The sequence below is a fragment of the Microcoleus sp. B4-C2 genome (genome assembly GCF_036705265.1).
GTDB lineage: Bacteria > Cyanobacteriota > Cyanobacteriia > Cyanobacteriales > Microcoleaceae > Microcoleus.
Genome location: NZ_JAUBUB010000054.1, coordinates 14423 through 37210 on the forward strand (window position 1 = coordinate 14423; position 22788 = coordinate 37210).

A 22788-nucleotide genomic window follows, 5' to 3' on the forward strand; every position below is an offset into this window, starting at 1 on the left:
TAATAGAGTTCCATGTCAACTGCGTTAAGGAATCGGCAATGGCCAATATCAAGTTTGTGAAGGAAAATCAGGAAGTCATCGCAGCAGACGGAGCCAATTTGAGGCTCAAAGCTCTAGAAAACCGCATCGATTTGTACACATTTTCGGGAAAGATGATGAATTGCGGGGGCTACGGTCAATGCGGCACCTGCATTGTGGAAATTGTCGAGGGCAGTGAAAATCTGTCGCCCCGCACTGACTTTGAGAACCGCAAGCTCAAGAAAAAGCCCGAAAACTATCGGTTGGCTTGTCAAGCTATGGTCAATGGCCCGGTGAGCGTCAAGACTAAACCGTGACTCTCAGAAGGCAGAAGGTTGATTAACAGAAAGAAAAATGCAGAATGCAAAAATTGTGTTTTTTTTCCTATTTCACTGTATAATCACGCCTTTTGCTCGCCTAGGAAAAGAAACTTGGTTTCTAGGACAAATAAGAGATTGGGTAGGGAGGCATCCAGGCAGAAAGCGGGTTTCGACGCTTGTCCGTCAGCTCTTCTTCTGTCTTCGAGTTTGCCTTTTGCCTTTGAGTGATATCCTAGTTGTGTGTGTTTTTCTATTTTCCGATAGAGGCGAGCGTCTTCATGGAAGTTAACGATTTAGGGTTTGTGGCAACCATTCTGTTTGTATTGGTTCCCAGTGTTTTTCTAATCATTCTGTACATTCAAACAGCTAGCCGTCAAGGTAGAAAAGATTAGCAACTGCTGTTATTTCTGTCAGGCGCAAGCTGCTTGCAAAAAAAAAGCGCCAACAGCTTTTTGCTGAGGCGCTTTTTTTATTAACTGTTGAGTGTTAGCTGCTAAGGAATGAGAATTAAATAACTTACAATGCGTGATGGTTTTTGTGAGATGGGCGTCCCGCCCGTCCAGAAAGGGCGGGCTATAAGCCCAACCCCTACTCCGCACTTTCAAGAGTGTAAATTATTTAATTCGCGATCCTAAGTGTTAACGATGAGATTCTAGCCGACTGTGCGGGCTAGCAAGACGGGACAGTTGGCATAAACTCGCACGTAGTCTGATAGCGAATTTCCTAGGAGTCGATCGATATCCACAAAGTTTTTGGCAACGCTGGGTCGCCGATCCGGGGAACCGATTACCAACAAGTCGGCATTCATTTCGTCTGCAATCCGACAAATTTCTTCCCCTGGCTTGCCTGTAGCACTCACGCAGCGGTAGCTAACTCCCATTTGTTTGGTTAGTGCTACTGCTGGGGCCAATACAGCGTCTTTTTCAGCACTTGTTGTTAAATCTGTGCTGGATTTTCCCGTCAAATCTTTGGTGACGTGTACTAAAATTATCTCTCCGCCACTGACTTCTTTGACCAAAGATAGCGCCAGCTCTAATGACTGTTTGGCAGCTTCTGATTTGTCTACCGCCACCATGACGCGCTTAATTTTTTTGACGTAGATGTCGTCTTTTACTAACAACATCGGTCTGGATGTTAGCTGGAAAACGTACTGGCTGACTGAGTTTTCCAAAATCGATTGCAGCCGTCCGAGTCCGCGGGAACCCATAATTACTAAGTCGGATTGTTCTTCTTCTGCGACTTGGCAAACTGTGGTTTTCGGGTCTCCCTGTTTGAGCCTGGGGTTGACTTTGCTGGGATCTATTTTCAAAGACTGGACTGCTTGTGCTAAAATCTTTCCTCCTTCTTCCAGTTTCTCGGCCATGCCATCGGAGGTTACTTGGGGCGGCACGACGTGCAAGACGGTGACAGAGGTTTGTTGCAAGGAAGGGATGTCCATCAACATATTAAACATCTCTTCGCACAAGCCGCGACCGGCGACGGCTACTAAAATTTTTTCTATCATGGTTTTTTTGGCGGTAAAAACAGTTGAGTTTTCTTGTGCGACGTTAAACTAGGGCGTTGGTACTCTAGTTGCTTACTGTCAAGCATAAGCCTGAAGTTTGTCTTATGATTTGTAGAAATGTAGCGTTTTGGAACGATTTGTAAAGTGTTAGAGAACGATCGAACTCAACCAGAACTCGCACCGGCTGGTGCTATTCAAAACCGGCGCGGGATGGACTCTGAGGGCTGGTTTGAATATTTGGTGCGAGTGTACCCTCACCATACTGACTACAGCGGTGTGGTGTGGCATGGGACTTATCTGGCTTGGATGGAGGAAGCTAGGGTGGAAAGTTTGCGCTCTCTTGGCATCGAGTATGCAGACTGGGTGGCGCAGGGTTTGGAATTGCCTGTGGTGGAACTTTCGCTGCGCTACCACCGGGCTGTACAAATGGGTCAATCTGTGGCAGTCAGAACGCGGATGGCTGCTAGCGAGGGTGTGCGACTGCTTTGGGATTACCAAATTCGATCGGCTGAGACTCAGGAGTTATATGTGACAGCACAGGTAACTTTGGTGGGTGTCGATCGCGACAAGAACAAGATTATCCGGCAATTGCCGCCGGCGCTAAAGGAGGCTTTGACAAGGCTTTCTGTTAAACCTTCAACCTAAGCTGCTGTTAACTATAAAAAATAGTTGGTGCAGCCCTAGTAAGTAGAGTGCGTGACTTTTGAGTCACTTTATTCGTCGCCAAAATTTTCTTTGGTCACGCACCCTACACAACTGCCTTCTGCCTTCATTGGAACTTTTAATAATGTCAAAAAAACTGGAATTGCCAGAACCAAATATTGAACTTCAGCGCAATATTTTGGAAAAAACCGAGTTAAACTCTGCCTTAACAACTGAAGACAAAACTCTAGTTTCGGGAAAGCCAGACAGTTTAAAAAACGGTGAATTAGCTGACAGTCAAGGCAAAATTTGGGCGATCGTTTCGCTGTCTGCGGCGCTGCTAGCGGTGTCGCTGGCGGCGATTTTTATTAGGTTGAGCGAACGGGAAATCAGCCCGAATGCTACTGTTTTTAACCGTTTGTGGATAGCAACTGTAGTATTTGGACTGTGGAATGGTGCGGATGCTGCGCGCCGCCGAATATCTGGGGCCCAAGTTGAAGGGCGATCGAGCTACACTCTGCTGGATGTGATGTTGTTAACAGCCGTAGGCGTGGTTTCTTCTGCTTCTTTGGGTTTCTGGGCCTGGTCACTGACTCAGACTAATGTCGCTAATTCTACTGTACTGCGAAACTTAACTCCTTTATTTACTACTTTGGGGGGATGGCTGCTGTTAGGGCGGCGCTTTGATAACAGGTTTTTGGTGGGACTGGCGGTGGCTTTTTCTGGCGCAATTGCGATCGGAATGGACGATTTGCAAACGGCGGGAGACAATCTAGTCGGCGACATTGCTGCTCTTTTATCGGCGATGTTTTATGCAGGAAATCTGCTACTTTCAGAACATTTGCGAACGAAGTTTCCGGCGACAACTATATTGATGTGGCGCTGTTTTATTGGTAGTATCTTGGTTTTGCCACTGGTTCTGCTGGCGGGCGATCGAGTTTTCCCTTATTCTTGGCAGGGATGGCTGGCTGTAATTGGTTTGGCGGTGATTTGTCAAGCTTTCGGCCAGGGACTGCTCATCCACAGTCTCGGTCGTTTGTCGTCGGGATTTGTCGCTCTTTTCCTGCTGCTAGAACCCGTGATTACTGCGATTATTGCCGGGGTGCTGTTTGCGGAAAGTTTGAGCTTGTTTAATTGGTTTGCTTTCTCCGTAGTTTTGGCGGGAATATATTTGGCAAAATCTAGCAGTTCGGCAGATAAAAAATAAAACACACAGGAAATAAACTTAAATGGTTGCAACATCAATTGGCATGAATCGCTGGCATTATGACTTTAGTTTGCTGCCTCAATATTTGGAGGTGCTGTTTGCTAAATTGCGGATTGCGGTGGTGTTCGGCGGCGACTGCGATCGCCCCGGATCAGTGATTTACAAAACTCACAATCCCCGCGCTTGGAAGAGTTACGAAATCGTCGCCCGCGAGATTGCTAAAGCCTTAGCAGAAATTGGCTTTCAGCAAGTCTTTGTCATGCCTGATGACATGAATCTGCCGGAACAACTCAAACAAAAAAATATTCATTTAGTGTGGCTGAATACTGGCGGAGTCCAGGGCTACAATCCTGTTTGTCACACTCCCGCATTGTTGGAAATGTTGGGAATGCCTTATGTCGGTCACAATCCTTTAAATAGTTCAACTTTAGATAACAAACACGCTTTTAAACGGGAACTGCAATCAGTCGGAATTAAAACCGCTCCTTTTATGACGTGGCATCCTTCTCAAGGGATTTTGCAGCCTAATTTGCATCAGCGTTTTGCCATTGCTTTTGGTGACTATCAAGGGCCGTTTGTTGTTAAACCAGTATCCGGTCGCGCTTCGCTGCACGTTCATTTTGTAGACAAAATAGAGGGTTTGTCTGAGGCAGTTTCGGAAGTTCACCGAGCTACTCACAATACTGCTTTAATTGAAAAGTATTTGCCTGGACGAGAATTTTGTGTAGCAGTTTGTGGCTATGTAAAATATGCTAAAAGCGGTTTTTCTAAAAATACAAAACCTTTTGCTTTTTCCACGATAGAGCGCGTGCTGGAGCCTGACGAACTTATCTTTACTTCTATGGACAAAAAAGCGATTACGGCAGATCGAGGACGGTTGATGGGCGGTGAGGAACCTGAACTCAAACAAGAGTTAATTGAGTTAGCTCGAAAAATTTATTGGGAGTTTAGTTTGAACAGTTTGGTGCGGATTGATGTCCGCAGTGATGCTGATGGAACGCTTTATGTTTTGGAAGCAAATCCCAAACCGGATCTGAAACATCCAGGGGAAAATGTGACGAGTTTGGTAGCTTTAGGTTTGGCGGAATACGGGATGAGTTATAACGATTTAATTTTTAGTTTATTGGCGGATAGGTTGGATTATTTGTTGACTCAGCATATCGAAATTATTCCTCATATTGTGGATTTGCTGCATTAATCGGACTTGCAGGGTGGGCTGCACCTTACCTGTAAACAAAAGGGATTTGTAAAGAAATATAAATTGTTGAGCAAAGTCAACACAGGCTGGCAAGTTGTGATAGCTTTGAGTAAGATCGCGATTTGTGGATGTCCCTTTTTTGGTCATAATCAAAATCCCTCAATTTATATCAGTTAGATACCACAAATGGAAGCATTACTTTTATTCATAGGATTTGGAGGCGGGGCATCAGTCTGCTGGCTAGTTTTGAATAAGCGAAATTCACGCAATTTGGTACGGATGCAGGGTTCGCAGGAGGCGATATCGAATTTGGCTGCTCAGTTGGATGCCCGAACTTCGGAATTGCGGCAAAAGGTGCAGAATGAAAATCAGCTAAATTCTGAATTGTCTCAGTTACAAAGTCGGTTGGAAACTGTGACTCGCGAGCAAGAAGTGTTAAAAAATCAAGTGTCAGAAATGGAAGAATTTTTGGCAGGAATTGCCCAGGATCGATCGCAAATTGATACTCTGATTGCTGATTTGCAGTTTCAGCTAGAAAATGCTCAACAAGCTGAGTCCCAGTTAGCAGAAGTGGCAGAACTTCAAGAGCAGTTAGAAGTTGCGGATCAGGAGCGATCGCAACTTAACGCTCAATTGCTGGAAATGCAAGCAGAGTTAGAGGCGGTTGATGCAGAACGTTCTCAATTTCATGCTCTGCTGTCGGAATTTGAGAGTCAGTTGGAAACGGCTAGTCAAAGCAGATTGCAGGTACAGTACCAGTTGTCGGAAACTCAAATTAAGTTCGATCGCTCGATTCAAGAGCGCGAGCAACTTCAGTCTCAACTATCTGGTTTGCAAGATCAACTGCAATTAGTCGAAGCAGAGCGATCGCAACTGCAATCCCAGTTAGAGACAGCTAACAGAGAGCGATCGTATCTTTACTCTCAACTCTCGGAATTTCAAAGTCAAATCGCTACAGCTAATCAGGCTCAAAATCAACTGCAATCTCAAGTAGGGGCATTAGAAAATCATTTAGAAACCGTCTATCAAGAACGTTTGCAGCTAAATTCGCAGCTATCAGAATTGCAAACCAACTCCCCAGCGGGCGAGCCAGAATCTCCAGAACCTGAAGTAGATGCTACTTGACTAGAAATCAAAGATAGGACAGAAGCCCTCAGCAATCGGACATCATATTTACTCCTAAATTCCTAACAATCGAGCGGGGTTTTCCTTCATCATTAAATTAATTTCAGGCTGAGAAATGCCTTCAGCAATCAATTTTTCCACAAATAACTTGTAGCCTTCAGCAGGTAAAGGATCGGGTTTTCTTCCCAAATCTGTACTCATAACAAAATGCTCGGCTCCGATTAGTTTAATCGCTGCTGCCATTTTACTAATAGAAACTTGATGCCAGTTTTTGTGACCCTCATCAGCGGCATTTTCTCCCATCAAATCGTTCACAAATGCGAGTTCTAAGAAAGCTCCGGCTGCGGCGGCTGTTTGCAGATTTTTTAGGGATAAACCGGGTACATCCGCCATTGCGTGGGTAATCAGGATGTTTTTAATATTGAGCAGGTTGGCTTCAGCTACAACTGCCATCACTTCTTCTGAGGAAATATGACCAGTTTCCAATACCAAATTCTCTTTAGCTACAATCTTCAACACCGCTGCTGTTTCCGGTAAAACCTTGCCATTTTCCGCAACTTTAATCCCCATTCCCGGCTTGTGAAAAACCTGCAAGTGATGCTCAGCATCAACCGTTGGCAGCCACACTACTTTACCGTATTTGCCACCGATGCGGTGCATTGCGTCAACAGCGTCGGGATTAATGCCGCCTACCGAATGATTGAGAACAACTCCTCCGAAAACTTCGATTTCTGGTACTATTTTATTAACCAAAACTGCCCGCGCTGCTGTGCTGGCATAATGATTTTTCAATACCACAGCTTTCATCTTCGCCCTAGCAGCTAATTTCGCTACTTCAAAATCATCCAACCTGCGGGGAATCACATCAGGAGAAGAATGAATGTGAAAGTCGATCGCACTTTCGATCGTACTCTTGGGCAAATTGATTATCGGCGGATCTGCGACAGCATAAACTGGCAGACAAAACCAATAGCAAAAAATCCAAACAAACGTTAAAAAAACAGCTTGCATTCCTCCCCTCTGCGTTCTCTGCGCCCTCTGCGGTTCATCCCCTCTTAATCCTCTCAAATAAAAGATTTAACCACATTTGCCAAAGCTTCAGCATTCTCTTCGTGCATACCCAAAGAACCGGGAATAACTCGCGATTCAACACCCGGTAATTCCGTTAATGCTTCCATTTCAGCCTTTGATTTTGGCGGCGCATTTTCAGCAATTACAACCATCACCGGCACTGCTAATTGTTGAAATTTATCTGTAAATTCCGATCGCACTTTTGCCGTATCTAAACCACCAGTCACAAAGGCAGCGGAACCGTATCGAGCACCTGGTTTTTGCGTCACTTGCCATTTGCTTTGGATGAAATCTGGCGTGACTTTAGCTGCATCGGCGTAGACGTGGCGGCGGTACATGAAACTGAGGAAAGACGGCGCAGTGTTGAGTTTGTATAGGAATTGTCCCAGTAAGGGCGATCGTACTAATTCTCTCACCATTCCGTGCCAGCCGCTTTGCTGTTTGCTCATCGTCGGCAAAGGCCCGCGCCAAGTCGGCGCTGCTAAGACAATCTTTGACCAAACATTGGGCTGTGATTGCGCTAATTGCATCACATAACCCGCAGCGTGACCTGCCGCAACTACAGCCACAGGACTATTAAAAATTGACTCAACAAAATCCTTGAGAAATTGATGATATAATTGCGGTTGATAGTCGGTTCGCGGGCGATCGGATTCGCCAAAGCCCGGCCAATCTAAACTCATAACTTGAAAGTTAGAAGCTAACAATTCTGCTAAAGGACGCATTTCTTCTCGCGTCGAAACCGTACTGAATGCCGGCAGCAACAATACAGGATTTCCCTGCCCTCTGGTTTCGTAAATAACTTTGATTTGGGTTTCTTTCCAATTCCACAGATATTCTTGAACTGCGGCGGAATACTGGCCAGAATTTGATTTTGTTAAATTTGTAGTTTGAGTCATGGCTGTTTATTCTTTTAATTTGCTTCGGCTTGCTTGCTTAATTCACAAGCAAGTGCCTTATTTTTCATCATTTGAAAAATGTTGTAAAATCCGTTAGCGCGGGAAGGTGTCAGACTCACATTCAATCCCGTGTCTTGAATAAAATCTGGGGTAATGGTGACAATTTCAGCAGGCGTTAATCCGCTCAAACCTTCCACCAGCAAGCCAACTAATCCTTTGACTAACTGAGCGTCTGAATCGCCTTGATACAGAACTTTTCCGTCTGCCAAATTTGCGGTAATATAAACTTGCGACACGCAGCCAGAAACTTTGTTTTCCGGCAGTTTATCGCTTTCGGGAAATGCTGGGAGTCGCTTGGCATACCACAGCAGTTGTTCGTAGCGTTGTTTCGGATCGGAATGTCGCTGAAAGCGCTGAACGATTTTAGCTAAAGCAGCAGGTAGCGCGGTGTTTGCAGACATGATTCACTCGTAGCGGTTTACTTCGTTAATATTATACCTTCGATTGTAGCAGGAAGGGCGATCGATTTGAGATTTTAGATTTGAGATTAGGACTTACGCATGAGATAGTAGGGACACGGCAATGCCGTGTCCTCATGGGTTTTTAAGACACGATCTTAAACTAAACAACTGTTCAGGTGTTCTCGAATTTGAGCGATATCTAAGTTGCGGCCGATGACTACGAGTTGATTCTTAGGTGCGGTAAACCATTCCGAAGCATCTAGTTCGTATCTGGGGCCGCTGAGTTGAAATATGTGTCTCATCGGACTGTCGTTAAACCAGAGAATTCCTTTTGCCCGAAATACATCGAAGGGCATTTTTTCCGTGAGAAATTCTTGAAATTTGCGGACATCAAAAGGTCGATCGCTCTCAAATGATAGTGAAATAAATCCGTCGTTATCTAAGTGATGAGATTGATGTCCGTGATGGTGGTGTTCGTGATGGTGTTCGTGATGGTGTTCGTGTTTTTCCTCAATTTCAAGACTGTTGAAAATATCTGCTTGCGTTAAACCCACACCCAAAATTAAGGGTAGAGGAACTTCACCATATCGAGAGTGTAAAATTCTCGCTCCTTCCTTAACTGTGCGAATGTAAGATTCTAACTCTTCTACTTTTTCTGGAGGAGCGAGATCGGTTTTGTTTAGCAGCACAATATCTGCAAATGCCACTTGTTTAAAAGCTGCTTCGCTGTCAAAATGATCGGGAGTGAAGGTTTCGCTATCGACTACGGTAAGTACAGAATCTAGATTAGTTAAATCCCGCAATTCGGTGCCGACAAATGTCAGGATAATCGGCAGCGGGTCGGCCACTCCGGTGGTTTCAATCACCATGCAGTCGATGCGTTCTTCTCTTTCTAAAACTCGGTAAACTGCATCGACTAAGCCTTCGTTAATAGTGCAACATATGCAACCGTTGCTAAGTTCTACCATGTCATCGTCTGTAGAAAGTAGAAGCTGCGAATCGATGTTTATATCGCCAAATTCGTTAACTAAAACCGCAACTTTTAAGTCTTGGCGATTTTTGAGTATTTGATTGAGCAAAGTGGTTTTTCCACTGCCGAGAAATCCGGTAATTATAGTTACTGGCATCCCTCTTTTGGGAAGATCGGCAATTAAATCTGGGGTTTGTACGGTGAGATTAGTCATTGTTATTCGTTGGTTAATTGTAGAGACCTTGCTGTTAATTTGCAAAGCCGATCGCACCTCATCGCTGACAGCCCGGTGCGATCGCCTCTGCTAAGATACGGGCGATCGAGCCGATCGCGCGCATTTTATTTGATAATCATTCTCATTATACGTGAAAATGCGGTTGGCGCGCAAGCTCTACAATTACAGATCGGTGCAATATCTCCGATCGAGCGTTAATCGGAAGAGGTTACTGTAGTTAACGAGCGCGATCTATCCACAAACAGGAGAATAGATGGTATTTAGTAACTAGCCGGATTGTTTCTTAGGAGTTTGGGCGATCGCGCAGAAATAACTATGTAAAAATGTTATTTATCTAAAAGCAAAGCGGTATAATATATTGTGAAAAAAATCTGGCTAAAATATCGAGTTTTTAGGCAGTTGTATTCTTAGGATTGGGTTTGCTATTAACCCTCGCCCTTTCGCTTTCTTTTGGTGCGGTACCCATGAGTGCCGATCAATTGTGGCAAGCATTTCTGCACCAAGGCGATGCTGTCAATCAAACTATTTTATGGGAATTGCGTTTGCCCAGAGTTGCGGCAGCGCTGACGGTTGGTGCGGCTTTAGGAATGTCGGGGGCTTTGCTGCAAGGGTTACTCCGCAACGGTTTAGCAGATCCTTTTGTATTAGGAATTTCGGCGGGTGCAGGGTTGGTTGCGATTACCATGCTGACTTTGGGAATATTTCAAAGTTGGGTGCCTTTGGCGGCTTGGATAGGTGCTATTTTAACTTCGATGCTGGTATACTTTTTAGGAAAAACTAAAACGGGAATTTCTGTGGAACGTTTGGTTTTAGCTGGTGTGGCTGTGAGTTCTCTTTTTGGGGCAATACAAACTACACTGTTGCTGTTAGCTGAAGACAGCCGCTTGCAAGCTGCTTTGAATTGGTTAATCGGTAGTTTGAACGGTCGCGGTTGGTCGGATTTGCAGGTTGCTGCACCTTATATTTTGGCTGCTTTGCTGTTAGGATGTTTTTTGGGGCGATCGATAAATTTGCTGGCTTTGGTTTCTCTAAAAGTGAGAAAGCTAAAGGCATTCCAAAGCCCGCAGCGATCGGAAACCTGGTTTTTGAGCCTGACTCCCAATGCTGTCGGATCGCCATCAAGAAGCTAGATCCAGAGGTGGCAAACCGCGCAACTGTCGCAGCGAGTTGATACACATCTGACAGTCGCAGCCAAACAGCGCCACCGCCTCATCGCTTTCTGCTTCCGAAAAATCCAGCATCGCCACCCGTTCTTCACCCGGGCGCTGCCAACTGATTCTTACTTTAGAATTAGCAGCAGCAGACTTGCCAGAAAGCCGCACGCAACTCAGGCGCTGAGTGTGGGGCGATCGCACGCATTGAGGCGAATCAGCCGATTGGGCTGGTATTTCGCCAATTAGAGCGGGATTGGCGATCGCGCTCAAAGACATCACAGATCCAAACAGCGTCGGACTTACCAATAAAGTGAGGAGCAATCGATTCATTTGTCGTCTTTAAGAACTTTAATGTATACAATAGCCGATTATCTGTTGCAATTCAACAAGGTTTTCGTCAGACATCAGTACGATTTGCCGTTATTAAGGCTTAAAAGCCGAATATTTACCGTTTAAACCTTCAACAATTGTCCGGGTATTAGCAACCAGCATTTTCTGATAAGTATCACCTTGGCTCCCCAGTTTAAGATTTGTTGCAATTTCAGTAAATTTAGCTAGCCAGTGATAAAAAACTCTTCCAATGTGGGTAAACTGATTTCAGCAAGGGTTACTCGAAGCAGCGAACAAGTTTACCTCAAAAACCAGGTGGGGAGTGATGAGTACAGTTTTAGTGGTGGAAGATTCCCGCAGCCAACGGGAGTGCATTTCACATCAGTTGAGATGCAGCGGATTGAATGTAATTCAGGCATCTGACGGTGTGGAAGCGCTGGATAAAATCGAGAAAAATTGCCCCGATTTAGTATTATTAGATGTCATAATGCCCCGTCTGGACGGCTACGGGGTTTGTCGTTTAATTAAAGCTAATCCCGAAACTCGGAACATACCGGTGGTATTTTTAACAGGCAAGGGACAGCAGTTAGCTTTATTTGCGAGGTTCCAGGGCGATCGCGCCGAGGCTTATGTTAGCAAACCTTGGCAGCCGAGGGAACTTTTGGCAACGATCAAAAAAGTTTTGCTAAATGCCAATATTAAGTTCGATCGAGCTTCAGCCGACGCTTGGACAGAATACGGAATTTTAAACTTAAGTACAATCGAACTCTATCAAAGCCATGCCGATGCTTGGACAAAATACAGTTCCCAAATTATTAAATTGTACGATTCCAGCTTAGCAGCTTTCGAGCAAGCTTTGGCAATTGAACCGAGTCACTCGAATGCAAACAAGTATCGCAACCGAGTCCAGACAATCCGGGCAACTTTGATGAAAAAATTAGAGCAAACTAAACCTTGCAAAGTCTGCGATTATTATTACGGTAAGGATGGCATCACTTGTGCAGTGCATCCTGCTGGCCGCCCTCAAGAAGTGTGTCGCGATTGGGAATTTAATTAAACAAAGATGAAAACAAATAACCGCGCTAACTTAGAAAAGCTGCTGCAAGAAAGAAACGAACATCCCGAAAGAATGGCGGAAATTGATGAAAAAATAAATTCAACTTTCCGCAAAAATTACGCAATTTTAGTAATGGATATGTCGGGATTTTCGCGCACGACAGTCCGCTACGGAATCATTCATTTTTTGGCAATGATTCACCGGATGCACGGAATTGTCAAACCGATAATTTCCGAATACGGTGGCACTGTAGTTAAGGAGGAAGCAGACAATATTTTTGCAGTTTTTTCCGATGTCAAATCAGCGGTGGAAGCTGCGATCGACTCTTTGAAACAAACGGCGGCTGTCAACACCACACTGCCGCCGGAGATGGACATTTACCTCTGCATTGGTATTGGCTGTGGGGATGTTTTGATGCTGGAAGGAGAGGATATGTACGGATCGGAATTTAATCTGGCATCCAAGCTGGGAGAGGATTTGGCGGAACGCGGAGAGATTTTGCTTACCTCAGCAGCCTTTGAAAAGTTGGAAGGTGACAAGCAAGATTGGGAAAAAATGGAACTTTCGATTTCAGGTTTGGAATTGGTGGCGTACAAGCGGCTTGAATAAACTTAATTTCTATTGTTATATCTTGGAAGACTCGGCGATTTAAATCGCGTCTACACCAAGTTTCGTCCGCCTGCGCGAAATTAAAAAATACAGCGTATTCCAGGTTTATGAAGTAGGGAGATAGCAAGAAGCGGCTGTAATTCATAAACGTGGAATGTGCTGTAAGACTTGTAGGGTGCGTCAGACTTGCGTTATCAAGTGATAATTGAGAGTTTTGAACTGACCGAAAGCATCCAGGATACAACCCCCCGGATTCATCCGTCCAGAAATAAAAAACCTGTATCCGATAAAGGAGCCCCCGAATTTATTCGTGGGACCAATGCTTCAATCTAAAATCTAAAATCTAAAATCTAAAATCGATTGACGTACCTTACTAATTTTGACAAGCTTACCTTAGTCCTAATAAAATTTAAAATCAGATGATGGATCGCCCCCAAAATTGGCAACCTATGAATTTAGCCGCCATTCAGCAGCGGCTTACTTGGCTGCAACAACAGCCGGATGGAATCATTTTTTGCCAAGATTCGGGAGTTCACTATGTTGCAGTCACAAAAGATCGATCGCACATTAAGCTATCTTTAGTAGAAAAAGTAAATCGGCAAACAGATTTACTGCAATCTGTTTTCGATTTCAACCATCCTTTACATCTAGTGTCTGAATATACTCAGGCGATGATGTTGGGTTTAGTGTGGCAAAGCCAACCTCAAAGAATCTACATTGCTGGTTTTGGCGGCGGCAGAATTCCCTTAGTTTTGCACCACTATTTGCCCGACACTGTTATAGAATGTGCGGATGTAGACCCGATCGCGATCGAAGCAGCTACAAAGTGTTTTGGGGTAAAATTGGACGATCGGCTGAGTGTGACAATTCAAGACGGCAGAGAGTATTTAGAGCAGCAAAAATCCGATACTCAATACGATATCATCATGATCGACGTAGCTTTTGGCAACGGCTACTTTCCGCATCGCCTATCCACCAAAGAATTTTATCAAATCTGCGAAAAACACTTGTCAAGCGAGGGAGTTGTGGTAGCAAATATGCTGCAAAGAGATCAGTTTTATGCGGAAAAAATCAAGACTTTTCAAAGCGTATTTTCCCAGGTGTGCGTGTGTCCGTGGAAGGACATTAACACTGTTTTGATTGGTAGCAACAGCGCTATTTTAGAGAAGAATGAGATTGTTGCTAGGGCAAAATATTTGCAAGATGGCTATCAATTTTCATTTCCATTAACAGAAAGAGCGCGGGAAGTAAAATTAGGTACAGAATTGGCGGAATCTGTACCTAATTTATATCGATCTCAAATTTTGCATGACGATTCGCCGCCCGCTGGTTATTTTGATTGCTGGTTATTCTGATATCTATAATAAGTCCGGGTTTACTCTTTGTGGAACAGGCATCTTGCCTGTTGCTAATAGGAAGTTGAGAGCACCCAGGGATTGAAAGAGACTATGGGATAAAATTGCCCTCAGAGTGCGATCGAATATAACCATCGACAATAGGGCAACTGACGACACAACATTGCCGTTTCCCTACGCCAACATAATCAATCTTCCTCGATAAGAGATATAACCATCGCCCGATTTATTTTCGGGAAACCGCACAGCGTCGTCTCCTGACTGTAGGTAATATCAATTCCGATGCCACCGGATTTGATATAACTGCTATTTCATACATTCAACCATCTGCTGTTCCAGCTTAGCCAACAATGTATCAACATCTGTTGCGGCTTCCTCAAAACAAACAGGAGGTTCAGGCTTAGGTTCAAAAAGAATCAACTTAATTTGACCTTCCCCGATCGCCAAAATCGCCACTTCCTTCTCAGGTTTGTGAGCGTTTAACACACCTACAACTTCCTGAATATGACTTTTAACTTGACGGTTCAACTCTTCAACCGCCTCTTTCTTACAATACACAAAACGCGCAGTTTCTGCAATATCAATTGCCAAAATCTCCTCGCTTTCCTCTCCCCTTTCCAGAAATAGCCCCCAAGCCAAAGCAGCCAATTCATTTTGATTAGCTTTCACAAATTTATCTAATTTTCGACTCCAGCTATTTTCGTTGGGTTTGGACTCAGGGCTATCAAATAGAAACATTTTCTCTTCTTGCTTGTAGAAACTAATATTTTGCAGTCAGTTGTCAGTTAGCAGTTGGCAGTTGGCGGTTGGCAGTTGGCTGTTGACTGTTGTCATTAGTTACCCATGCCCAAAAGCCCATCCCCAATTACAAATTAGCAATTCCCAATTACCCAAAACCGCTGCGTTTCTATCTTATACCAGATTGCACGCGCCAGAGCGCCGCATAAATTCCGTCCTGTTCGATCAGTTGTTCGTGCTGCCCCGATTCTACCACCAGCCCCTCTTCCATGACACAAATGCAATCGGCATTGCGGACAGTAGAAAGACGGTGGGCGATCGCAATTGTAGTGCGATTCTTGGTAATTCGTTCGAGCGATCGCTGAATTGCCGCCTCAGTCTCGTTATCCACCGCTGAAGTAGCTTCGTCAAGAATCAAAATCGGCGGATTCTTCAAAACAGCCCTCGCAATTGCAATTCGCTGCCGCTGACCCCCCGACAATTTTTGACCGCGTTCCCCTACAATAGTGTTGTAACCGTCCGGCAATTGCGCGATAAACTCGTGCGCTTCAGCAATTTTCGCAGCATTTACTATCTCTCGATTGCTTGCCTCAAAACTGCCGTAAGCAATATTTTCTGCCACCGTACCGTGAAACAAAAACACATCTTGACTCACCAATCCGATCGCTCTCCGCAAATCTTTTAAATTCAGGTTATTTAATTCTATACCGTCGAGATAAATATTGCCATGCTGTACCTCGTACAGCCTCAATATTAGTTTCACTAGCGTACTTTTACCGGAACCTGTCGCCCCAACAATCGCAGTAGTTTTTCCCGCCGGCAGATTCAAAGAAAAATACTGCAAAATTGGTTTTCTTTGATTATAAGAAAACGTAACATTTTTAAATTCCAATTCACCCTTAATCGAACTAACCGGCCGCCGAATATCACCCGTGCGAATTGCGATCGGAGTATCCAACAAATTCATCACCCGATTAGTCGAAGCCATGGCGCGCTGGTATTGATCCAGAGTATCTCCCAGGCGAGTCAGCGGCCACAACAACCGCTGGGTCAAAAATACCAAAACGCTGTAAGTTCCCACAGACAATCTGCCCGCCACCACCTCCAAACCGCCCAAAAATAGTGTTGCAATAAACCCCAAGAAAATCACAACCCGAATCAGCGGAATAAAAGCTGCCGAAAGTACGATCGCCCGTCGGTTGCTTTGGCGGTAAGCTTGGCTTTGTGTTTCTATGCGCTGAATTTCATAATCTTCGGAAGTAAAACTTTTAATAGTAGTAATTCCCATCAAATTATTCGACAGTTGCCCGTTCAGAAAACTCACCTTTTCCCGCACATCAGCATAGAAAGGAGCAAGGCGATTTTGAAAGGCGATCGAACCCCAAATAATAAAAGGTATCGGCAGCATTGACAGCCCAGCAACAAGAGGAGAGGCCGCAAAAAAAGCCGCCCCAATCACAACAACCGTTGTAATTACCTGAATCACCTCATTAGCGCCGTCGTCCAAAAAACGTTCGAGTTGATTGATATCATCGTTAAGAATAGAAATCAAACCGCCCGTGCTGCGTTCTTCAAAATAAGCTAATTCTAATTCCTGCAAATGACTGTAAGCTTCCAGACGCAAATCGTGTTCAATATCCTGAGCCAAATTGCGCCACAAATAATCATAGGCATATTCAAAAACAGATTCCAACGTCCAAACAATCGCGCTCAAAACAGTGATAATTGCCAGTTGCCAAAAAACATCTTTTATGCCCCATTGAGCGAGGATAGAATCTTGCTGTTTCACCACCACATCAACGGCAATACCGATTAATGCTGGCGGCGCTAAATCAAAGAATTTATTCAGCAGCGAACAGATACTTGCCAGCCAAGCTTTCAGGCGGTAGCGGCGCCCGTACTTCAGCAGCCGCTTGAGGGGATGGACAGGTTTTGATGGATTTGGTGATGCTTGAGAATCATTCATAGGGCATGGGGCATCCGAAATTGGGCCGAGAATTAGAAATTAGTAGGGTGATCGGCGCGCACCTTACCTTTGTTTAATTGTTAATTCTCAAAAGCCCGGTTCCTAGGCTTTAAACGTTAACACTCGCTTCATTTTAGCGACTACACCAACTATTTGCGCCTCAATCTGAACGTGAATTACTGGTTGAATTGGCTGGTAAATTTTGGATCACAAGTTGTAATTCTGTCTCGCTTGTTGAGTCAGCTTCAACTTGTGTTCGAGACTTTGCCAATTTTCGGCTGCGATATCGCTGATAAACTCGTCGAGAGTGTCGCGGTAAATAGAGAGCGATCGCAATAATTCCTCTCGATTGTACTTTGCCACCATCACTCCCAGTTCGGGATTGCCACCCCCCACCCGGCTCGTATCCCGAAAACCCGAACTCGCCAAATGTTGGGCTAAATTAACAATATCCTGATCGCCCTCTCGATCGCACGCAGCAACCAGCGTCGCGCTCGCCATGAGCGGCAAATGAGAAATCCAAGCCACAGCTCGATCGTGCTCTTCCGGTTCACATCGGTAAACTTTAGCACCCAGCAACCGGGCAATTTCCTCAACCTTATCCACAGCAAACGCCGGCGTTTGGGCAGTCGGCGTCACCACATAAGGCCGGCCCACAAACAAATCAGGTACCGCAGCCTCGATTCCGCTTTCAGCAGTCCCCGCCATCGGGTGTCCCCCTACAAAATTCGGCCACAGAGAAGACACAGCCTGCACTATGGGTGTTTTTACGGAACCGACATCGGTTACAATGGTATCAGGGGAAAGATAGGGCACCAACTCTCGGACGATCGGCTCGATCGACCCCAGTGGCGTGCAAATAAAAACCACATCGGCTGCTGCCATCAGAGACAGGTTTATGCTGGCTTCATTGACAACACCGCGAGCTTGCGCCCGATCGCAAGTCTGCTGCCGACTCGAAACCCCCAAAACATTAAACCCGCGCGATCGCAAATCCAGCCCGATCGAGCCACCAATTAAACCCAGTCCGACAATACCGATATTCATAGCAATAAAATGGGGATATTTGATACGGTGCCGCCCCCATGACAGTCGAGGAACTCCTGAAGAAATATGCCGCCGGAGAAAGAAACTTTGCCGGAATCAACCTGACTGAGGCCAACCTCAGCGGCGTCAACTTGAGCGGAGCCAACCTCAAGGGTGCGAATCTGAGTGTAGCAAACCTGAGCGGAGCCAACCTCAGCAAAACCAACCTCACAGGTGCCAAACTCAACATCGCCAGACTCAGCGGCGCCCATCTAGGCGGCGCCGACCTCACCGACGCCGACCTCAACGTCGCTTACCTAGTGCGAGTTGACCTCAAAAAAGCCATACTCATAGGAGCGAAACTGATCAGAGCCGAGCTCATTCGAGCCGAACTCAGCGGCGCAAACCTCAGCGGCGCAAACCTCAGCGGCGCCACCCTCACCGAAGCCACCCTTCGAGGAGCCAACCTCGCTCAAGCCAACCTTCGAGGCGCTCACCTCAGCGGCGCGTGCTTGACAGAAGCCAACCTCGAACAAGCCAACCTGCAAGGAGCCGACCTCAGCCGAGCCGACCTCAGCGGCGCCGACTTGCGAGGCACAGAACTGAGACAAGCCAACCTAACTCAAGCCGTACTCAGCGGCGCCGACCTCAGCGGCGTCAATTTGCGCTGGGCAATCCTCAGCGGTTGCAATCTCCGCTGGGCCGACCTCAGCGAAGCAAAATTGAGCGGTGCCGACCTCAGCCGAGCCGACCTCTGCCACGCCAACTTGCTCAATGCCAGCTTAGTTCACGCCGACCTGACAAATGCCTATCTGATCCGCGCCGACTGGATTGGAGCCGACTTAACCGGAGCCACCTTAACCGGAGCCAAACTCCACGCAGTTTCGCGACTGGGCATCAAAACCGAAGGCATGACCTGCAAGTGGGTCGATCTGAGCCCCAACGGCGACCACAGCCAAATTTACTGGTTGAACTCAGGAGGAACCCACGAATTTTTTCACGAAACCTTGCCCACAGTTCGGATTGTAATTGACTCGCCCTTAGACCAAGGCGCTCATTTTGCACTAGCTGCAACTTATTACCAAATTGCCCAACAATACCCGAGTTTAAGTCAGCCTCCCACGATCGAAGTCAGCTCCAGACGCACCGTACTCGCCTTTAAAATGGACAGCGACGATAAATTATTTGCCACCGCTTACGTTGCCATCATTCCTTTTAACGACGCTGCCATAACTCAAAAAAACCTAATAGCTTTGATGAAAATGATTCAATCCCACGATGCAGGCAAACTTAACGTCAAAGAATCTAAACACGTTCAGTTATGTAGCAAAGCTCTCAACCAAGCTATCAGCAAAGTAGACCAAATCAAAATTTCCAGTTCTTTTCCAAAAATCGGCGAAAGCATCAATTTCTTTCAAATTCCCACACAAATGATCTTAATTAATTCCCGCGACCAAAGACTCAGCGTATATCACCACCCAGCCTTCGGCAAGCGCCTGATTAAAAAATACGACCCAAGTAACTCAACCTCTGGCAAGTTAGCCGAGATCGCAAAATTGGCTCAAACTAATATCAGTAGCATTTTGGATTTTATAAAAGGCTTCCACAATATAGATGTTTAAGCATATTGCATCAAGTTACAGAAAATGCTTATTCTAGTTTAAAGGTTGGCACAACAAAGCTTTGTTCTAGCTAACACATCAGGGAAATTCAAAAGCATGGATGCCGAAGAACTCATCACAAAATATGCAGCAGGAGAAAGAGACTTTACTGCCATCCTCCTTTGCGAGGCAAATCTCAGCAGGATCGATCTCAGCGGGGCTAATTTCAGTGAGGCAATCTTAAGCCTCACCAACATGAGTGGCACCAATTTGTCAAACGCCAACATGAGAAAAGCCAAACTCAATGTTGCCAGACTCAGCGGTGCCAATCTGCACAAAGCCAACCTCAGCGGTGCTATCCTCAACGTAGCTAACTTGATTAGAGCCGACCTCAGCGAAGCCCAACTCGTCGAAGCTACACTGATCAGATCCGAACTGATTCGAGCAAACCTCAGTAGTGCCAACTTGACCGGTGCAAATCTCAGCGAAGCAGATTTGAGAGAAGCAACCCTCAGAGAAGCCAATCTAGAGCAAGCCGACCTCAGCGGGGCTCACCTTAGAGGCGCTTCCCTAACAGCGGCAAACTTGGAACGGGCCAACTTGCACAGAGCCGACCTCAGCAGGGCCGACTTGCGAGGAGTCAACCTCTGCAATGCCGAACTCAGACAAGCTAATCTTTCTCAGGCCAACCTCAGCGGCGCTGACTTGCGAGGCGCTAATCTCCGGTGGGCTGACCTCAGCGGGGCGAACCTGACCGGCGCTGACCTCGATGAAGCGAGATTGAGCGGGGCCAACTTGTACGGGGCAAATTTGAGCAATGTCAATCTCTTGAACGCTACTCTGGTACACGCGGATTTGACTCAAGCGAATTTGATTCACGCTGATTGGGTAGGCGCTGATTTGACGGGGGCGGCCCTGACGGGGGCAAAAATTTACGCGGTGTCGAGGTTTGATGTGAAAGCAGATGACATTACCTGCGATTGGGTTGACCTCAGTCCTAACGGCGATCGCAGCCACATTCAGCGCTTTACCCCAGAAGAATCTCAAAGGTTTTTCAATGCTACACCGCCGACAGTTCAAATTATTGTCGATCGACCCCTCGACCCGGATGCTAACTTTGTCCTTGCAGCTACCTACCGCCAAATTGCCCGTCAATACCCTGCTTTGAACCATCCTCCCAGTATCGAAGTTAATTCTCGACGCACAATCATATCATTTAGAATAGAACAGGACGAGCAACTATTTCCCACAGCTTTCGTGGCGATTACTCCCTTTAGTGATGCAGCATTTACTCAGAAAAATTTGATGACTCTGATCAAGATGATTCAACCCCAAAGTGGTAATAACTTGGGTGTCAGAGTCTCAAATATGGTAGTGCAATTAAACGTTGCCCTGACCCAAACAATGAGAAAAATAGGGGAAATGAAAATTCAGCCGATTCGCCTCGATCGCGAACCGATGTCAAGTTTTTTCCAATCGCCTACTCAAACTGTACTGGCTAACTCCAGCGCCGAAAGTTTGATGATTCACTATCACCCAGATTTTGGCAGAAACTTGACCAATTTGCCTGGAGTCAACAAAACCTCTATCAGTCCTGCAATTAAAGCCCAAAGATTTACCACCCCGCCGCTAAATACGGTCATTGAGTTTGTCAAAAGCTTTTATCAGCTCGGTGAGTAAATACTATAAATGAATTTGATATTATTTCTATTTATGCCATAAAAAAGTTAGCCTATTGCCATTTCATTCAGGTAAACAAAATGGAAGCTGAAGAACTGCTCAAACGATTTGCAATCGTCAAGAGATACACAGAAGGTGACAGAGATTTCACAGGAATCAACCTGAATGAAGCTAATCTCAGCCGCATCAACCTCAGCCAATCAATTTTAAGGCGGGCTAGCTTATTTGTCACCAACCTCAGCGGCGCTAATTTGAGCGACGCTAACTTGAGCGAAGCTAACCTGAATGTGGCTAGACTCAGCAGTACCAACCTGTCGCGGGCAATCTTAAACGGGGCGACTCTCAACGTAGCAAACTTAGTCAGAGCCGATTTAAGTGCAGCTCAATTAATCCGAGCATCCCTGATTAGAAGCGAATTAGTCCGCTGCGAACTCAGCAAAACTAACTTCAGCGGTGCAAACCTGACTGAAGCAGATTTAAGAGAGGTAAAACTGACGGAAGCTAACCTGTGCGGTGCTAATCTTTCCGGTGCAAATCTCACAGGTGCTTCGGCTGCTTCAGCTAACTTTCAAGAAGCTAACTTACACGGCGCAGATTTGACGAAAGCAGAACTTAGCGGCGTCAATTTGATCAATGCTGATATGAGACAAGCTTCTTTGCAACAGGTGAATCTCAGCAGTGCCAATTTGAGCGGAGCTAACCTCAAATGGGCTGATTTGGCGGGAGCAAACCTCAACGGCGCCGATCTGAGCTTTGCTAAATTAAGCGGAGCTAACCTTAACGGAGCAGATTTAAGAAATACTAATTTAGCAAGTGCTAGTTTCGTTCACGCTGATTTGACAGAAACAAATTTGATTAAGGCAGATTGGGTAGGCGCTGATTTGAGGGGAGCAACTTTAACAGGAGCAAAACTGTATTTGGTTCCCCGGTTTGGCATCATCGCAGATGATATTACTTGCAAGTGGGTTGACCTCAGCCCTGCGGGCGATCGCACTCAGATTCAACAATTTAATTCGCCGTCAGAATCGATAAAATTTTTAAATCACACACCTGGGTTAGTGCAAATTGTGGTTGACGCACTTTTAGACTACTCCGCAAACAGCACTTTAGCAACAGCTTACAGCGAAATAGCTAGGCATTACCGGGCCATGAATTTTCCTCCTAATATTGAAGTCGGCTACCGTCGCACAACTCTAACTTTTAGATTTGAGAGCGATGAGCATTTATTGCCAGCAGCTTTTTTAGCGATTCTTCCTTTTAAGGATGCTCTACAAACTCAGAAAAATATTATGGTTATCGGCAAAAATATCGAAATTCAAAATTTGGATGAAAAACGAATATTGCAGTTGCGTAAAGCATTGAGTACAGCTACAAATAAATTAAATGAGTTGATGAATTTGGTCTCTAATATATCACAGGTGAGTCAGCCAACAAAGTTTTTTGAGTCACCTACCCAAACTATTTTAATTAGTTCGGGACAGGAGAGTTTGATGGTGAATTCTCACGGGAATTTTGGGAAGGGAGGTGCAACTCATCAGGAGAGTAAATTCTGTTTGCCTCTCGGTCAAAAAGTAGTTGATTTTCTGGCCAGTTTTGATTATGTTGAGTGAGGAATGTTAACA

General features: G+C 45.5%; 22 protein-coding genes. 13 read left to right on the forward strand and 9 right to left on the reverse strand.

Annotated features, from left to right (window positions below; translation table 11 throughout):
- Positions 1 to 38 precede the first annotated feature (38 nt).
- Positions 39 to 335, forward strand: a complete 297-nt coding sequence (locus tag QUB20_RS16680) for a 2Fe-2S iron-sulfur cluster-binding protein (RefSeq protein WP_333055813.1) — start codon at positions 39 to 41, stop codon at positions 333 to 335.
- Between the two features lie 281 nt (positions 336 to 616).
- On the forward strand, positions 617 to 730 hold the full coding sequence (psbM, locus tag QUB20_RS16685; protein ID WP_015177760.1) for a photosystem II reaction center protein PsbM: 114 nt from the start codon (positions 617 to 619) through the stop codon (positions 728 to 730).
- A 260-nt stretch (positions 731 to 990) separates the two neighbouring features.
- Here the strand turns inward: psbM and QUB20_RS16690 are convergent, their stop codons facing one another.
- Positions 991 to 1842 carry a universal stress protein gene (locus tag QUB20_RS16690; protein WP_333238609.1) on the reverse strand — a complete coding sequence of 284 codons (852 nt, stop codon included), beginning with the start codon at positions 1840 to 1842 and terminating at the stop codon, positions 991 to 993.
- A 144-nt stretch (positions 1843 to 1986) separates the two neighbouring features.
- On the opposite strand from QUB20_RS16690, the gene QUB20_RS16695 reads away from it, so the two are divergent.
- The 4 genes from QUB20_RS16695 (at position 1987) to QUB20_RS16710 (ending at position 6014) form a co-directional block, all read left to right on the forward strand.
- Positions 1987 to 2487: a thioesterase family protein gene (locus tag QUB20_RS16695; RefSeq protein ID WP_333247549.1), complete on the forward strand. Its 501-nt coding sequence runs from the start codon at positions 1987 to 1989 to the stop codon at positions 2485 to 2487.
- Positions 2488 to 2629: 142 nt separating this feature from the next.
- Entirely contained in the window at positions 2630 to 3691 is a 1062-nt protein-coding gene (locus QUB20_RS16700; protein WP_333247551.1) for a DMT family transporter, read from the forward strand.
- A 22-nt stretch (positions 3692 to 3713) separates the two neighbouring features.
- Positions 3714 to 4889, forward strand: coding sequence for an ATP-grasp domain-containing protein (locus tag QUB20_RS16705; RefSeq protein ID WP_333247553.1), 1176 nt, complete (start codon positions 3714 to 3716; stop codon positions 4887 to 4889).
- A 186-nt stretch (positions 4890 to 5075) separates the two neighbouring features.
- On the forward strand, positions 5076 to 6014 hold the full coding sequence (locus QUB20_RS16710; protein ID WP_333247555.1) for a hypothetical protein: 939 nt from the start codon (positions 5076 to 5078) through the stop codon (positions 6012 to 6014).
- A 54-nt stretch (positions 6015 to 6068) separates the two neighbouring features.
- Here the strand turns inward: QUB20_RS16710 and QUB20_RS16715 are convergent, their stop codons facing one another.
- From QUB20_RS16715 to QUB20_RS16730, 4 genes are all read right to left on the reverse strand, one after another.
- Complete coding sequence (locus tag QUB20_RS16715) at positions 6069 to 7025, reverse strand: DUF6282 family protein (RefSeq protein ID WP_333247557.1); 957 nt, start codon at positions 7023 to 7025, stop codon at positions 6069 to 6071.
- A gap of 53 nt (positions 7026 to 7078) precedes the next feature.
- Entirely contained in the window at positions 7079 to 7984 is a 906-nt protein-coding gene (locus tag QUB20_RS16720) for an alpha/beta hydrolase (protein ID WP_333247560.1), read from the reverse strand.
- A gap of 14 nt (positions 7985 to 7998) precedes the next feature.
- Positions 7999 to 8445 (reverse strand): SufE family protein, encoded by a 447-nt coding sequence (locus tag QUB20_RS16725; protein WP_172189131.1) that lies wholly within the window; start codon positions 8443 to 8445, stop codon positions 7999 to 8001.
- 155 nt (positions 8446 to 8600) lie between these two features.
- The gene (locus QUB20_RS16730) at positions 8601 to 9629 is read right to left on the reverse strand and encodes a GTP-binding protein (protein WP_333238596.1); all 1029 of its coding nucleotides are present in this window, start codon (positions 9627 to 9629) and stop codon (positions 8601 to 8603) included.
- Positions 9630 to 10114: 485 nt separating this feature from the next.
- Here QUB20_RS16730 and QUB20_RS16735 point away from each other — a divergent pair, with 485 nt between their 5' ends.
- A complete protein-coding gene (locus QUB20_RS16735) occupies positions 10115 to 10780 on the forward strand; it encodes an iron ABC transporter permease (protein ID WP_333247562.1) in 666 nt (221 codons plus the stop codon).
- On the opposite strand, the gene QUB20_RS16740 is transcribed toward QUB20_RS16735, so the two are convergent.
- Positions 10769 to 11134 carry a hypothetical protein gene (locus tag QUB20_RS16740; protein ID WP_333238592.1) on the reverse strand — a complete coding sequence of 122 codons (366 nt, stop codon included), beginning with the start codon at positions 11132 to 11134 and terminating at the stop codon, positions 10769 to 10771. The genes QUB20_RS16735 and QUB20_RS16740 overlap by 12 nt on opposite strands.
- A gap of 325 nt (positions 11135 to 11459) precedes the next feature.
- Between QUB20_RS16740 and QUB20_RS16745 the strand changes: the two genes are divergently transcribed.
- The 3 genes from QUB20_RS16745 (at position 11460) to QUB20_RS16755 (ending at position 14155) form a co-directional block, all read left to right on the forward strand.
- Complete coding sequence (locus QUB20_RS16745) at positions 11460 to 12191, forward strand: response regulator (protein ID WP_333247565.1); 732 nt, start codon at positions 11460 to 11462, stop codon at positions 12189 to 12191.
- Between the two features lie 6 nt (positions 12192 to 12197).
- Complete coding sequence (locus tag QUB20_RS16750) at positions 12198 to 12800, forward strand: adenylate/guanylate cyclase domain-containing protein (RefSeq protein WP_333247567.1); 603 nt, start codon at positions 12198 to 12200, stop codon at positions 12798 to 12800.
- A gap of 419 nt (positions 12801 to 13219) precedes the next feature.
- Complete coding sequence (locus QUB20_RS16755) at positions 13220 to 14155, forward strand: fused MFS/spermidine synthase (protein WP_333291500.1); 936 nt, start codon at positions 13220 to 13222, stop codon at positions 14153 to 14155.
- Between the two features lie 306 nt (positions 14156 to 14461).
- Here QUB20_RS16755 and ccmS read toward each other — a convergent pair whose 3' ends face one another.
- The 3 genes from ccmS to QUB20_RS16770 form a co-directional block, all read right to left on the reverse strand.
- The gene (ccmS, locus tag QUB20_RS16760) at positions 14462 to 14893 is read right to left on the reverse strand and encodes a beta-carboxysome assembly chaperone CcmS (RefSeq protein ID WP_333055796.1); all 432 of its coding nucleotides are present in this window, start codon (positions 14891 to 14893) and stop codon (positions 14462 to 14464) included.
- Positions 14894 to 15062: 169 nt separating this feature from the next.
- Entirely contained in the window at positions 15063 to 16859 is a 1797-nt protein-coding gene (locus tag QUB20_RS16765) for an ABC transporter ATP-binding protein (protein WP_333247571.1), read from the reverse strand.
- 207 nt (positions 16860 to 17066) lie between these two features.
- Complete coding sequence (locus tag QUB20_RS16770; protein WP_333247573.1) at positions 17067 to 17906, reverse strand: prephenate/arogenate dehydrogenase; 840 nt, start codon at positions 17904 to 17906, stop codon at positions 17067 to 17069.
- Positions 17907 to 17944: 38 nt separating this feature from the next.
- Between QUB20_RS16770 and QUB20_RS16775 the strand changes: the two genes are divergently transcribed.
- The 3 genes from QUB20_RS16775 to QUB20_RS16785 all read left to right on the forward strand — a co-directional run bounded on the left by QUB20_RS16775 (position 17945) and on the right by QUB20_RS16785 (position 22776).
- Entirely contained in the window at positions 17945 to 19507 is a 1563-nt protein-coding gene (locus QUB20_RS16775; protein ID WP_333055793.1) for a pentapeptide repeat-containing protein, read from the forward strand.
- 96 nt (positions 19508 to 19603) lie between these two features.
- The gene (locus QUB20_RS16780) at positions 19604 to 21166 is read left to right on the forward strand and encodes a pentapeptide repeat-containing protein (RefSeq protein WP_333055792.1); all 1563 of its coding nucleotides are present in this window, start codon (positions 19604 to 19606) and stop codon (positions 21164 to 21166) included.
- Between the two features lie 80 nt (positions 21167 to 21246).
- Entirely contained in the window at positions 21247 to 22776 is a 1530-nt protein-coding gene (locus tag QUB20_RS16785; RefSeq protein ID WP_333247575.1) for a pentapeptide repeat-containing protein, read from the forward strand.
- Positions 22777 to 22788: the final 12 nt, after the last annotated feature.

What these genes read in the sequence shown, in the direction of transcription:
- QUB20_RS16755 (WP_333291500.1), top strand. Translation starts at nt 13,220, where the DNA reads ATGATGGATCGCCCCCAAAATTGGCAACCTATGAATTTAGCCGCCATT.
- QUB20_RS16780 (WP_333055792.1), top strand. Translation starts at nt 19,604, where the DNA reads ATGGATGCCGAAGAACTCATCACAAAATATGCAGCAGGAGAAAGAGAC.
- QUB20_RS16765 (WP_333247571.1), bottom strand. Translation starts at nt 16,859, where the DNA reads ATGAATGATTCTCAAGCATCACCAAATCCATCAAAACCTGTCCATCCC.
- QUB20_RS16705 (WP_333247553.1), top strand. Translation starts at nt 3,714, where the DNA reads ATGGTTGCAACATCAATTGGCATGAATCGCTGGCATTATGACTTTAGT.
- QUB20_RS16740 (WP_333238592.1), bottom strand. Translation starts at nt 11,134, where the DNA reads ATGAATCGATTGCTCCTCACTTTATTGGTAAGTCCGACGCTGTTTGGA.
- QUB20_RS16775 (WP_333055793.1), top strand. Translation starts at nt 17,945, where the DNA reads ATGACAGTCGAGGAACTCCTGAAGAAATATGCCGCCGGAGAAAGAAAC.
- QUB20_RS16725 (WP_172189131.1), bottom strand. Translation starts at nt 8,445, where the DNA reads ATGTCTGCAAACACCGCGCTACCTGCTGCTTTAGCTAAAATCGTTCAG.
- psbM (WP_015177760.1), top strand. Translation starts at nt 617, where the DNA reads ATGGAAGTTAACGATTTAGGGTTTGTGGCAACCATTCTGTTTGTATTG.
- QUB20_RS16770 (WP_333247573.1), bottom strand. Translation starts at nt 17,906, where the DNA reads ATGAATATCGGTATTGTCGGACTGGGTTTAATTGGTGGCTCGATCGGG.
- QUB20_RS16680 (WP_333055813.1), top strand. Translation starts at nt 39, where the DNA reads ATGGCCAATATCAAGTTTGTGAAGGAAAATCAGGAAGTCATCGCAGCA.
- QUB20_RS16690 (WP_333238609.1), bottom strand. Translation starts at nt 1,842, where the DNA reads ATGATAGAAAAAATTTTAGTAGCCGTCGCCGGTCGCGGCTTGTGCGAA.
- QUB20_RS16700 (WP_333247551.1), top strand. Translation starts at nt 2,630, where the DNA reads ATGTCAAAAAAACTGGAATTGCCAGAACCAAATATTGAACTTCAGCGC.
- QUB20_RS16710 (WP_333247555.1), top strand. Translation starts at nt 5,076, where the DNA reads ATGGAAGCATTACTTTTATTCATAGGATTTGGAGGCGGGGCATCAGTC.
- ccmS (WP_333055796.1), bottom strand. Translation starts at nt 14,893, where the DNA reads ATGTTTCTATTTGATAGCCCTGAGTCCAAACCCAACGAAAATAGCTGG.
- QUB20_RS16785 (WP_333247575.1), top strand. Translation starts at nt 21,247, where the DNA reads ATGGAAGCTGAAGAACTGCTCAAACGATTTGCAATCGTCAAGAGATAC.
- QUB20_RS16720 (WP_333247560.1), bottom strand. Translation starts at nt 7,984, where the DNA reads ATGACTCAAACTACAAATTTAACAAAATCAAATTCTGGCCAGTATTCC.
- QUB20_RS16750 (WP_333247567.1), top strand. Translation starts at nt 12,198, where the DNA reads ATGAAAACAAATAACCGCGCTAACTTAGAAAAGCTGCTGCAAGAAAGA.
- QUB20_RS16715 (WP_333247557.1), bottom strand. Translation starts at nt 7,025, where the DNA reads ATGCAAGCTGTTTTTTTAACGTTTGTTTGGATTTTTTGCTATTGGTTT.
- QUB20_RS16730 (WP_333238596.1), bottom strand. Translation starts at nt 9,629, where the DNA reads ATGACTAATCTCACCGTACAAACCCCAGATTTAATTGCCGATCTTCCC.
- QUB20_RS16735 (WP_333247562.1), top strand. Translation starts at nt 10,115, where the DNA reads ATGAGTGCCGATCAATTGTGGCAAGCATTTCTGCACCAAGGCGATGCT.
- QUB20_RS16745 (WP_333247565.1), top strand. Translation starts at nt 11,460, where the DNA reads ATGAGTACAGTTTTAGTGGTGGAAGATTCCCGCAGCCAACGGGAGTGC.